General features: G+C 73.2%; 9 protein-coding genes. 6 read left to right on the top strand and 3 right to left on the bottom strand.

All coding sequences use genetic code 11. From position 1 onward, the window contains the following. Window positions 1-42: 42 nt before the first annotated feature. The gene (locus Val02_RS05165) at window positions 43-1,719 is read right to left on the bottom strand and encodes an extracellular solute-binding protein (protein WP_239152417.1); all 1,677 of its coding nucleotides are present in this window, start codon (window positions 1,717-1,719) and stop codon (window positions 43-45) included. 148 nt (window positions 1,720-1,867) lie between these two features. Between Val02_RS05165 and Val02_RS05160 the strand changes: the two genes are divergently transcribed. The 3 genes from Val02_RS05160 (at window position 1,868) to Val02_RS05150 (ending at window position 6,589) form a co-directional block, all read left to right on the top strand. Further along, entirely contained in the window at window positions 1,868-3,085 is a 1,218-nt protein-coding gene (locus tag Val02_RS05160) for an ROK family transcriptional regulator (protein ID WP_203897719.1), read from the top strand. 88 nt (window positions 3,086-3,173) lie between these two features. Then, window positions 3,174-5,564 (top strand): glycoside hydrolase family 3 C-terminal domain-containing protein, encoded by a 2,391-nt coding sequence (locus tag Val02_RS05155; RefSeq protein WP_203897718.1) that lies wholly within the window; start codon window positions 3,174-3,176, stop codon window positions 5,562-5,564. After that, on the top strand, window positions 5,561-6,589 hold the full coding sequence (locus tag Val02_RS05150) for a LacI family DNA-binding transcriptional regulator (RefSeq protein ID WP_239152415.1): 1,029 nt from the start codon (window positions 5,561-5,563) through the stop codon (window positions 6,587-6,589). Before Val02_RS05155 ends, Val02_RS05150 begins: the two co-directional genes overlap by 4 nt. 6 nt (window positions 6,590-6,595) lie before the next feature. Here the strand turns inward: Val02_RS05150 and Val02_RS05145 are convergent, their stop codons facing one another. Further along, the gene (locus Val02_RS05145) at window positions 6,596-7,579 is read right to left on the bottom strand and encodes an aldo/keto reductase (RefSeq protein ID WP_203897717.1); all 984 of its coding nucleotides are present in this window, start codon (window positions 7,577-7,579) and stop codon (window positions 6,596-6,598) included. Window positions 7,580-7,608: 29 nt separating this feature from the next. On the opposite strand from Val02_RS05145, the gene Val02_RS05140 reads away from it, so the two are divergent. The 3 genes from Val02_RS05140 (at window position 7,609) to Val02_RS05130 (ending at window position 10,544) form a co-directional block, all read left to right on the top strand. Continuing rightward, window positions 7,609-8,253, top strand: a complete 645-nt coding sequence (locus tag Val02_RS05140; RefSeq protein ID WP_203897716.1) for a S1 family peptidase — start codon at window positions 7,609-7,611, stop codon at window positions 8,251-8,253. Between the two features lie 93 nt (window positions 8,254-8,346). After that, the gene (locus tag Val02_RS05135; protein WP_203897715.1) at window positions 8,347-9,594 is read left to right on the top strand and encodes an SMI1/KNR4 family protein; all 1,248 of its coding nucleotides are present in this window, start codon (window positions 8,347-8,349) and stop codon (window positions 9,592-9,594) included. Between the two features lie 65 nt (window positions 9,595-9,659). Beyond that, window positions 9,660-10,544: a CPBP family intramembrane glutamic endopeptidase gene (locus tag Val02_RS05130; protein ID WP_203897714.1), complete on the top strand. Its 885-nt coding sequence runs from the start codon at window positions 9,660-9,662 to the stop codon at window positions 10,542-10,544. Here the strand turns inward: Val02_RS05130 and Val02_RS05125 are convergent. Next, a complete protein-coding gene (locus tag Val02_RS05125) occupies window positions 10,445-11,392 on the bottom strand; it encodes a glycosyltransferase family 2 protein (RefSeq protein WP_239152413.1) in 948 nt (315 codons plus the stop codon). The genes Val02_RS05130 and Val02_RS05125 overlap by 100 nt on opposite strands. Window positions 11,393-11,411 lie beyond the last annotated feature (19 nt).

The following is an 11,411-nucleotide window of genomic DNA, read 5'->3' as shown; positions in this document are numbered from 1 at the left end:
GGGGCAGTGTGCCCCCGGGCGGGTCGGTGAGCGAGGAGCGGGTCATCGGCCGTTGTCGCTCAGGGCCTTCTCGAGGAACGCGCGCCCCTCGTCGCCACCGCCGGCGCGCCACTCCTTGACGACCACGTCGAGGTCGCTGATCGGCCGGCGGCCGCGCAGGATGTCGAGGATCTTGTCCTCGGTGGGCGTGTTCAGCTTGGCGTAGTTCGCCGGGAGTTCGAGCTTGAGGCCGGCGAAGATGTCCTTCTCCAGGAACTTGATGTGCGAGTTGGAGTAGCCGAGCAGGTCCTGGACGTAGTTCGGGACGTCGGCGGTCTGCACCACCGACGGGATCGGGCCGGTGAGGAAGCGGAACTGCGAGCCGATCTCCTTGCGGCCCAGCTCGGTCGGCGCGGGGCTGCCGTCGGGGCCACGGGTGAAGTGCTTGCCCTCCACGCCGTACTCGCGAAGCTCCCACTCCTTGGTGCCGAGCGGGGCGGCGCACCAGTTCAGGATGCGCAGGATCTCCTCGACCTTGTCCTTGGGGGTGCCCTTCTTGATGAACGTCCAGAAGATTGGCCGCTCCGTGCCGTGCAGCACGGGGTCACCGCCGACGCCGAACAGCGGCATGGGCTGCATGTTGAACGTCGGCAGCACCTTGAGCTGTTCGCTCTGCATGCCGCGCCACGCGCCGCCGCCGTCCTGGTACACGATGATTTTGCCGCCCTTGAAGAGCTGCTTCTCGTCGGCGCCCTTGCTGGCGACCACGTCGGGGTGCACCAGGCCGTCCTTGAACAGCTTCGCGGTGAACTCCACCGCCGCCCGGTACTCCGGCGTCTCGTACTTGAACTCCAGCCCGCCGCCGGACTTCTTGCGCCAGCCGGATTCGCTGCTGCCGGCGCAGCGGTACATCGACTGCACGATGGAGAAGACCGAGCCGAACGCCCACACGCCCGCGCTCGCGTTCGTCATCTCCTTGCCGAACCGGTAGAACTCGTCGATGTTCGTCGGCGCCTTCCTGCCGGCCGCGTCGACGAGATCCTTGCGGTAGTACAGCAGCCACGCGAAGGGGCCGTCGACCGGGAACGGCACGGCCGCCAGGCGCCCGCCCCACACCGAGTACTCCCACGCTGAGGTGGGGAACGACGCCAGGTTCGGGTACCTGGCGGCGGCGTCGCCCTTGAGGTGATCCGTGAGGTCCTCGAAGAGCGCCTTCACCCCGTCGGCGAAGCGGGAGATCTTGCCGACCTCCCAGTTGGGCGCGACGAGGATGTCCGGCACGTCGCGGCCGCCCATCAGCGCGCTCAGCTTGTCCGAGTAGGTGCTGCCGTCCTGCTGGCTGGTGTCGACGGTGGCACCGAGGTCGGCGTTGACCGCCTTGACGTACTCGTTGTCGCCCAGGGCCGGCGGGGTCGGGCCCCACCAGGGTGCGATCGCCTTGTAGGTGCCGCCCCGGCCGGGCTTCTCGGTGATCTGGTCGACCAGGGTGCTCGGGTAGCGCAGGTACCCGTCTGGGATGATGCCGACACCGTCGATATCGGGCTTGGCGAGGGGGTTCATGGGCTTCTGCGCGGGCAGGACCGCCTTGATCGCGTCGGCACCGGTGGCGCTGCCCGTGCCGCCCGGTCTCCTGCTGCACGCGGCGAGCGCCGGACCGCCCAGGACGGCGGCCGCGCCCAGGCCGAGCATGCCCAGAAAACGCCGTCGGTCGGCGGACGCTTCCGCGAGGGGTGGCTCCACGGCGCGCTCCCTTCGTGGAGTCGGTGTGTGGGTGGGGGTTTGACCTGTACAGTTAGTTCGGCTTGACGATAAACAAATTAGACGACGGTCACCGGCCCCGCAATGCTCGACCAGCAGCGGGGCCGGGTCGAGGAGGAGTGCGGCACCCGTGACGACGACGCAGAGCGGCCCGAAGGCGGCGGACTTCGCCGACGTTCGGGCCACCAACCTGGCCGTGGTGCTGCGGTGCATCCGCGACCGGGCACCCTGCTCCCGGGCCGACGTCGCGACGGCCACCGGCCTCAACAAGGCGACGGTCTCCAGCCTCGTGGCCGACCTCATCGACCGGCGGCTCGTGCGCGAGACCGGCCGCACCGAGCACCGCATCGGGCGGCCGGCCACCATGCTCGTGCTCGACGGCGGCGGTTACGCGGCGATCGGCATCGAGATCGGCACCGATTCGGTCGCGGCCGTCGCCCTGGACCTCGCCGGCGTGGAGCTGGTCTCCTGGCGACGCGCGTTCCCCCGGGGCTCCGGGCAGGAGAAGACCCAGCTGCGCGCGCTGGCCACCATCGCGGCCAAGGCGGTGGCCCGCGTGGTCGAACAGGGCCGCCAGGTGCTGGGCCTCACGGTGGGCGTCCCGGGGCTCGTGGATCCGCAGGGGGTCGTGCGCCTGTCGACCGAGCTCGGCTGGCGGGACCTCGACCTGCGCGGCGAACTGCGCAAGGCGCTGCGCTCACCCACGTTCGACATCGGAATCGACAACGCGGCGAACCTGGCGGCGCTGGCGGAACAGCGACACGGTCCGCACGCCGGCGTGGCGAACTTCGTCCACGTCACGGCCGACGGCGCGATCGCGGCCGGAGTGGTCGCGGACGGGCGGCTCCTGCGCGGGGCGCGCGGCTTCGCCGGGGAGCTGGCCCACCTCCAGCTCGACCCGGCCGGCCCGCAGTGCCGGTGCGGCCGGCGCGGCTGCCTGCAGGCGCTGGCCGGCGTCCCGGCGATCGTGGCCCGCGCCCTGCCGGACGTCGACCCGGACGGCGACCTCTCCCCCGAGGTCGAACTCGTCGTGGCGCAGGCCCGGCGCGGCGACGCACCGACGCTGCGCGCCCTCGCCGAGGCCGGCCGCCACCTGGGCCACGGCCTGTCCTTCCTGACGAACATCGTCAACCCGGAACTGGTCCTGCTCGGCGGCGCCCTGGCGGCCCTCGCACCGTGGACCGCTCCGGCGGCCGAGGCCGAACTCGCCGCCCGCACGCTCGCCCCGGACGCCGGCGGCTGCCGCGTGGTGGCCTCCGCGCTCGGCCCGCGCGCCACCGCGACCGGCGCGGCCGTCGGCACCCTCGCCACGCTGGAAAGCGGTTACCTCCCCGTCGCGGCTCGCTGAGATATCGACGCCGCTCTTGACCGGGAGCGGGGGACGGTGCGAGCCTCAACCATCCCCCCGGACGTCGAAGCGCTTCGAAGGGCCGACGATGGACGCCACCCCCGCCTTCCGAGACCCCGACCGGCCGTCGCACGCGCGCGTGGACGACCTGCTCGGCCGCCTCACCCTGGACGAGAAGATCGGCCTGCTGCACCAGTACCAGCAGCCCGTCCCCCGCCTCGGCCTGGAAATCTTCAAGACCGGCACCGAGGCGCTGCACGGCCTCGCCTGGCTCGGCCCCGCGACCGTCTTCCCCCAGGCGGTCGGCCTCGCCAGCACGTGGAACCCGGAGCTGATCAGAGCCGTCGGCGCCGCCGTCGGCGACGAGGTGCGGGCCATGCACCACAAGGACCCCGCGCACGTCGGGCTCAACGTGTGGGCGCCGGTGGTCAACCCGTTGCGCGACCCGCGCTGGGGACGCAACGAGGAGGGCTGGTCCGAGGACCCGTGGCTCACCGGCGAACTCGCCACCGCCTACGCGCGCGGGCTGCGCGGCGACGACCCGGCCGTCCTCAAGACCGCCCCGACGCTGAAACATTTCATCGGCTACAACAACGAGACCGACCGCTGCACCACCTCCAGCACGCTCTCCCCCAGGGTGCTGGCGGAGTACGACCTGCCGCCGTTCGCGGCGCCGCTGCGGGCCGGTGCGGCGGTGGCCGTCATGGCGTCGTACAACCTCGTCAACGGCGTGCCCGCGCACCTCAGCCCGCTGATCGCCGACACGCTGCGCGGGTACGCGCCGGACGGGCTGTTCGTCGTCGGCGACGCGACGGCCGTCTCGAACATCGCCGGCGCCCAGCGGGCCGCCGAGGACCACCCGGCCGGCTTCGCCGCCGCGCTGCGCGCCGGGATCGACAGCTTCACCGAGGACGACGCCGACCACGGGCCGACCGCGTCGAGAATCCGCGAAGCGATCGCCAGAGGGCTGATCACCGAGGCGGACGTGGACACCGCCGTGCGGCGGGCGCTCACCGTGCGGCTGCGGCTGGGCGAGTTCGGGCCCGATCCCTACGCGGGGATCACCACCGAGGTCATCAACTGCCCCGGCCATCGGGCGCTCGCGCGGGAGGCGGCGCGGCAGTCCGTCGTGCTGCTGAAGAACGACGGGGTTCTTCCGCTCGGAACGGAAGGGCGGGTCGCCGTCCTCGGGCCGCTGGCCGACACCGTGTACGAGGACTGGTACAGCGGGACGATGCCGTACCGGGTGACGGCGTTCGACGGGATCGCCGGTGTGCTCGGGGCCGAAGCGGTCACCCGGGACGACGGCGCCGACCGGATCGCGCTGTGGTGCGTGGCGGCCGGGCAGTATGTCCACGCCGGTGCCGAAGCGGGGCCGTTGTCCGTATCGGCGAGGGAGAGCCACTTCGACGCGTTCTACTGGGGGAACGGCGTCCTCGCGCTGCGGGCCGTCGCCAACGGGCTGCATCTCGGGGCCGACGACGACGGCGTCATCGTCAACGACCGCGGCGGTCCGGGCGGCTGGGTGGTGCGGGAGACGTTCCGGTCGGAGCCGGCCGGGTCCGCGGGCACCGTGCTGATCCGGCACCTCGCCACCGGCCGGTACCTGGGCGTCGGGGCCGACGGGGTGCTGCGCGCCGACCGTTCGTCGCGGGACGCGGCGCGCTTCCGGGTCGATCTCGTCGACGACGGGCTCGCCCGCTGCGCCGCGCTCGCCCGCGACGCCGACGTCGCGGTGGTCGTTCTCGGCAACCATCCCATGGTGAACGGTCGGGAGACCGAGGACCGCACCGACCTGGACCTGCCCGACGGCCAGGAGGAACTGCTGCGCGCGGTGCACGCCGCCAACCCGCGCACGGTACTGGTGCTCAGCAGCAGCTACCCGTACGCCGTCGGGTGGGCCGACGCGCACCTGCCCGCCCTGCTCTGGTCCGCGCACGGCGGCCAGGAGTACGGCAACGCCCTCGCCGACGTGCTCTTCGGCGCGGCCGATCCGGGCGGCCGGCTCACGCAGACGTGGTACCGCTCCGCGGCGCAGTTGCCCGACCTGTTCGACTACGACATCGTGGCCAACGACGCCACATACCGGTACCTTCGCGACGCGCCGCTCTACCCGTTCGGCCACGGGCTCTCCTACACCACGTTCGACTACGGTGAGCTCACGCTCTCCGCGGACACCGTGGCGCCGGACGGAGAAGTGGAGATCGGCGTGCGGGTGCGCAACACTGGCACCCGTCCCGGTGAGGAGGTGGTGCAGATGTACACCCGGCAGCGCGGTGCGCCCGGTGGGCAGCCGTTGCGACAGCTGCGGGGGTTCTCCCGCGTCTCGCTGGCGCCCGGTACGTCCGCCACCGTCCGGTTCCGCGTTCCCGCCAAAGATCTTTCTCGGTGGAACGGCGACACGACCGGCCGACACGTTGTCCACATTGGACGGTCCTGCGCGGATCTCGCCGCGACGGCCGTGGTGACGATCGGGTGACGCTCGAGCGCAAACGCCCCGACATGGTGACCATCGCCGACGTCGCCACGCACGCCGGGGTGGCCCTGTCGACGGTCTCCTACGTCCTGAGCGGCAAGCGGGCCATCTCCGCCGACACCCGGCGGCGGGTGCTCGCCAGCATCGACGCGCTCGGCTACCACCCGCACGCCGGCGCCCGCGCGCTGGCCAGCCGCCGGGCCAACGTCATCGCGCTCGTCCTGCCCCTGCGCGCCGGCATGCACGTGCCGGTCCTCATGCAGTTCGCGACGTCGGTGGTGACCTCGGCGCGGCAGTTCGAGCACGACGTGCTGCTGATGACGGCCGACGAGGGGCCCTCGGGCCTGCGCCGGATCGCGGCGAGCGCCCTGGTCGACGGCATCGTGGCGATGGACGTGGAGATGCGCGACGCGCGGGTGCCCGTGCTGCGCACCCTCGAACGCCCCAGCGTGCTCATCGGCTTCCCCGCCGACGCACACGGGCTCACCTGCATCGACCTCGACTTCCACCTCGCCGGCCGGGCCTGCGTGGAACACCTCGCCGGGCTCGGCCACCGCGACGTCGCGCTGCTCGGGGCGCCCGAGGTGGTGTACCTACGCGACACCGGCTACGCGCACCGCACCCGGGAAGGCTTCCTGGAGGCCGCCGAGGATCTCAAGGTCAACGCCGTCGCCGAACCGTGCGGCGAGCACGCGGCCGGCATCAACGCCACGCTGGAGGCGCTCCTGGCGGCCCGGCCCGAGCTGACCGGCCTCGTCGTGCACAACGAGGCGGCGGTCGGGCACGTGCTGGCGGCCCTGGCCCGGCTCGGGAAGCGGGTGCCGGAGGACATCTCGGTCGTGGCGATCTGCCCGGACGAGGTCGCCGAACGTTCGCATCCCGCGCTCACCAGCGTGCTGGTGCCGGCCGACGAGGTGGGCCGGCAGGCGGTGGACCTGTTGATGCGCAAGCTCGACGGGGAGGCGGTGCCGGAGTCGACGCTCCTGCCGCCGCAGCTCACCGTGCGGGAGAGCACCGCCGCCGCCTGACCGGGCTCAGCGGTCGATGTAGCGCTGCAGCTGCGCGGAATAGCGGTCGCCGCGCACCTCGATGTTCGCCGCGGCGGCCTCGATCTCCGCGAGGTCGGCCGGGGTCAGCTCCAGGGTGGCCGCGCCCAGGTTCTCCGCCAGCCGGGTCACGCTGCGGGTGCCCGGGATCGGCACGATCCACGGCCGCTGCGCGAGGATCCACGCCAGGGCCACCTGCGCCCTGGTCGCGCCCTTGCGCGCGGCGACGGTCCCGAGCAGGTCCACGAGCGCCTGGTTGGCCGCGCGCGCCTCGGGGCTGAACCGGGGCAGCCCGGCCCGGATGTCCCGCTCGGTGAAGGTCGTGCTCGCGTCGATCGCGCCGGTCAGGAAGCCGCGCCCGAGCGGGCTGAACGGCACGAAGCCGATGCCCAGTTCCTGCAGCACGGGCAGGATCGACTCCTCCGGCTCACGCCACCACAGCGAGTACTCGCTCTGCAGCGCCGAGACCGGCTGCACGGCGTGGGCGCGCCGGATCGTCGACACACCCGCCTCGGAGAGCCCGAAGTGGCGCACCTTCCCCTGCCGGATCAGCTCCCCCACCGTCCCCGCGACGTCCTCGATCGGCACTGTCGGGTCCACCCGGTGCTGGTAGAACAGGTCGATCGCCTCGACGCCGAGCCGCTTCAGCGACGCGTCGGCGACCTGCCGGATGTGCTCGGGGCGGCTGTCGACGCCGACCTGCCGGCCCTCGCCGTCGATCGCGAAGCCGAACTTCGTGGCGATCACCACCTCGCCGCGGAACGGCGCCAGGGCCTCGCCGACCAGTTCCTCGTTGACGTAGGGGCCGTACACCTCGGCGGTGTCGAAGAGGGTGACGCCCCGTTCGACCGCCGCCCGGATGACCGCGATGCCGTCCTGCCGGTCGGCGGCGGGGCCGAGCCCGTGACTGATTCCCATGCAGCCGAACCCGAGCGTCGAGACCTCGAGCCCACCCAGCCTGCGTGTGTCCACCGCGCACTCCCCCATATAGACTTCCGTAGATGAGACGTCTGGCCGTCCCGCTCGCGATTCTCCTCCTGCTCGCGATTCCGGGCACGGCACGCGCCGCCGCACCCGTCGAGCTGTACGGCGGGGACCCGTACCACGTCAGCACCCAGGGCGTGCGGTGCGCGTTCGGGCTCGCGGTCGCCGGCGGCTTCGTCGCGGCGCCCTGCGGCCAGGTCGGCGCCGCCACGTACACCGTCGACGGCGTGCAGACCGGCACCATCGTCTCGGTGGCGAGCCGCTACGAGGGCAACATCGCGTACATCCGCACGACGAGCGGGTTCGTGCCGCGGCCGTACGTGCGCTCCGGCACCGCGCTGCTGCCCGTGCGCGGCGCGACCGAGGCCGCGATCGGCGCGCGGGTGTGCCGCTACGGCACGAGCACCGGCACCCGCTGCGGCTTCGTCACCGGCCGCAACCTGACGCTGAACTTCGCCGACGGGTTCCGGATCACCGGGGTCACCCGCGCCTCGGTCTGCAACGAGGCGGGCGACCGGATCGGGCCGTTCCTCGCCGGGGACCAGGCGCAGGGGCTGCTGCTGGCGACCTCGGGCAACTGCACGGCCGGCGGGGTCAGCTACTACCTGCCGATCGGCCCGCAGCTGACCCGCCTCGGCTTCACCCTGCTCACGGCCCCCTAGGGTCGGACGCGCATCCGCCGAACGTGGCCGTTCACCCGTCGAACCGCCCCGCCGCGCGCCCGTACGCTGTGCGCCGGACTCACGGGGAGAGCAATGACCGATCGATGCGTGGTGCTCGCCGTCGCCGAGCCGGACGTGCGCTGGCACGAGGTGGCGGCGCGGCTCGTCACCCGGCACGGGCGCACCGCACTCGTCGTCGTGCCGGGCGCACACGCCGAGCGGGCCGCGCTCGTCACCGGGGCGACGACGCGTCATGACGTTCCCCCGGAAGAAGCGAAACCGAGTCGGGTGGCCGCGCTGGCCCGCGCGGCCCGCTCCGGTCACGACCTCGTGCTCGTGGCCGCGGCGGGCACGGAGGCGGTCGCGGTCGCCGGGGCGCTCGAGGCCCCGCTGCTCGTCGTCGTCCCCGACGGCGCGCGCGGCGCCGAGGTCGCCCGGCCGCTGCTGTCCGCCGCGGACCTCCTGGAGGTCCCCTCCGACGTGATCACCGCCGGCGGCACCGTCCGGCTCCCCGACCGCCCGACGCCACCGGCCCCGACGGCGGCTGCGGGCTGGTCGGCCTACCGGGACAGATCCTGGCGTCCGGCGCTCGTCACCGTGATCGCGCTCGTCACGGTCGCGCTCCTCGCCCTCTGGATCATCCGGGGGAACGACCTCAGCACGGCCGCCCCGGTCTCCCCACCCGGCACGGCCGCCGCCATCGACGCCGAACCCGAGTACGAGGCGGAGCAGTCGTGCCACCCGACGGCGGCGGCGACGGTGCGCCCCACCGTGCCGGACGCCGCGACGACCGCCCGCGTCGACGCGGCCTGGCAGCGCATCGAACGCCGCCTCGACGCCCTGGCCCCGCGCAGCCTGGCCGGCCTCGGCGCCCCGGCCACCGCGCAGCAGATCGCCGACCTGCAGCGGAACATGTCCGTGGAGTTCCCCGCCGACCTGGTCGCGTCGCTGCGCCGGCACAACGGCATGGACCCGGCCGCCGGCTACCCCCTCCCGCCCGGCCAGAACCCGGACAGCGTCCGCACCGTCTACGCCGACTGGCAGATGTACTGCGAGGTCGCCGGCCCGGATTGGCAGCGGCGCTTCGTGCCGATCGCGGCGGACCACACCGGCGGGGCCCTCGTGGTCGACATGACCCCGCAGCGGCGCGGCCGGGTGGGCCACTACGACCCGGAGTCCGGCTACACCCGCTACGGCTTCACGCTCGTGGAAATGCTGGAGGGGACGGCGGCCGCGCTGGAGACGGGCGGCCTTTTCGACGGCAAGTACCGCCCCCACGTGGACCAGTGGGGCCTCATCTCCTGGCGGAGCGCGACCGCCTTCGCGGCCGGGTATGCCTAGGCATACCTTCGCACGGGTAGCGCGCACTGAGGATTCCGCGGCCGTGGACCGGTTGAGTGTCCATCATGGACGTTCGCAGACGGGGTGTGGTGTGGTTCCTGGTGCTCGCCTTCGGCGGGGCCTGGCCGGTGTGGTTCGTGGCGTATTTCGGGTTCGGGTTGTCGATGGCGGATCCGCTGGTGCAGGTGCCGACGGCGTTCACGCCGGCGCTCGCCGCGATCGTGGTCAGGAAGTGGGTGACCCGGGAGGGGTTCGCCGACGCGGGGCTGCGGCCGCGGGTGCGCGCGCTGTGGCGCTGGTACGTCCTGGCGCTCATCGCTCCCGCCGCGCTGACCTTCGCGACGCTCGGCCTGGCGGCGCTGCTCGGGTTCTGGAGCTACGAACGGACGTCGCCGTGGCTGCTGCCCGGGCTCATGCTGCTGTCGGTGGTGCTCGCGCCCGCGTACTGGGGTGAGGAGTTCGGCTGGACGTCGTACCTGCGCTCGCGCATCCTGCCCGGGCGGCCGGGCGCGGCGGCGTGGTGCACCGGACTCGTCTGGGCGGTGTGGCACTGGCCGTTGCCGTTCGTCGGGTACACGCACTTCGACCATCCACTGTGGACGATTCCACTGTGGACTGTGTCGTTCGTGCTGCAGCAGGTGGCGCTGTCGTGGCTGTACCGCCGCTCCGGGAGCGTGTGGGTGCCGAGCCTGGCGCACGCCGGCAACAACATGGTGATCGGGCTCGTCGTCGGGCTGCTGCTCGTGGAGCGCGGCGGCGTGGGCGAGGAGGCGGTGATCCTGCTGACCGCCGCGCCGCTCGCGCTGGCCTGCGGGCTGGTGTGGCTGCGCGGTCGTGGCGGCGCGGACGCTCAGACCGGTGACGCCGTTCGCGCGGGGCGGCTGGCCAGGTCGCGGACCCTGCGGCGCAACCCCGCCGGGACGAGCCAGACCTGGAGGAACGTCACGTAGTCCGTCAGCGCCGGCCGCCCGTTGCGCCGCGCCTCCCGCAGCAGCGTGAGGAACGCCTTCGGGCTGCGCGTCGGGGCAGCCATCGCGCTCACCACGCTCATCGCCAGGGCGGCGTAGGCCCGCGGCGTCACCAGCGGGCGGCTGCGGCGCAGCCACTCCAGGGACTCGATCCACGGCGCGTCGAAGCTCACCCGCGGGCGGTTCTCGTCGGCGTGCCAGGTGACCAGCGGCCGCGCCGCGATCACGAGATCGACGCCGTCCTGGGCGAGGGCCCGCAGCGCCCAGTCGAGCTCCTGGAGCCGCCGCAGCCCGACGGTGAACGGCACCCGCCGCAGCAGCGCCGTCGGCGCCATGATCGTGGAGGTCTGGATGAAGCCGTCGCCGTGGAAGAGCCCGCGCCGCACGGCGAACCACTCGCTCAGCGGCTGGCCCGGCCGGGGCAGCCCGCGGGGCAGCACGAACGCCGCCCGCGGCGTGTTGATCACCAGTTGGCTGATCACGACGGGTTCGGGCACCCCGGAGCCGGCGGCGAGCGCGCACTGGACGGCGAGCTTCTCGGGATGCCACTCGTCGTCGTCGTCGAGCAGCGCGACGAACGGCGCCCGGGCGTGTTCCACGCCGACGTTGCGGGCGTGCGGGGCGCCGCCGGACTCGGGCAGGCGCACCACGCGCAGCCGCGGATCGTCGACGGCCGCGAGCGCGGTGTCGGTGTCCGGGTCCGGCCCGTCGACGACGACGATCACCTCGATGTCCGGCAACGTCTGCGCCAACGCCGACCGCACCGCCCGCGTGACCAGCGGGGGCCGGGCCCGGGTCGGGATGACGACGCTCACCTCGGGCACGCTCACGGGCGCCGACCGTACGGGC

This window comes from Virgisporangium aliadipatigenens (genome assembly GCF_016863615.1).
Taxonomy (GTDB): domain Bacteria; phylum Actinomycetota; class Actinomycetes; order Mycobacteriales; family Micromonosporaceae; genus Virgisporangium; species Virgisporangium aliadipatigenens.
This window is presented reverse-complemented; position numbering and strand designations above follow the sequence as displayed.